The sequence below is a fragment of the Pseudomonas khorasanensis genome, assembly GCF_014268505.2.
Classification (GTDB): domain Bacteria; phylum Pseudomonadota; class Gammaproteobacteria; order Pseudomonadales; family Pseudomonadaceae; genus Aquipseudomonas; species Aquipseudomonas khorasanensis.
Map to the genome: position 1 here is coordinate 1 of NZ_JABWQP020000060.1, position 352 is coordinate 352.

1 pseudogene is annotated in these 352 nt (G+C 62.5%); it reads right to left on the reverse strand.

The window, feature by feature from the left end:
• A pseudogene (locus HU727_RS25585) lies at positions 1 to 352 on the reverse strand (RHS repeat domain-containing protein); the annotation flags it as partial.

Here is a 352-nt window from a genome sequence, read left to right on the forward strand (position 1 = left end):
TGTGGTGTGGCCGTTGACGGTCTTTTCGATGCGGCGGCCGAAGGCGTCGTACTTGTAACTCGCGATGCTGCCACCGGGCAGGCTGACGCCGATCAAGCGGTGTTGGCAGTCGTAACGGTATTCAGTGACGAGCTTCTGGCCGGTGCCGCGACGTTCGCGGATCAGGTTGCCGTAGGCGTCGTAGTCATAGTGGCGGTCGCCCTGCATGAGCAGGCGATTGCCTTTGACGTTGGCGAGGTTGGCGGTGCCTTCGTTGTTCTGGCCCAGCAGGTTGCCCGCCGGATCATGGGCGAAGCTCTCCGGCGTTGCACCACGCACGCTGATCAGGCGATCCAGCGGATCGTAGTGATAG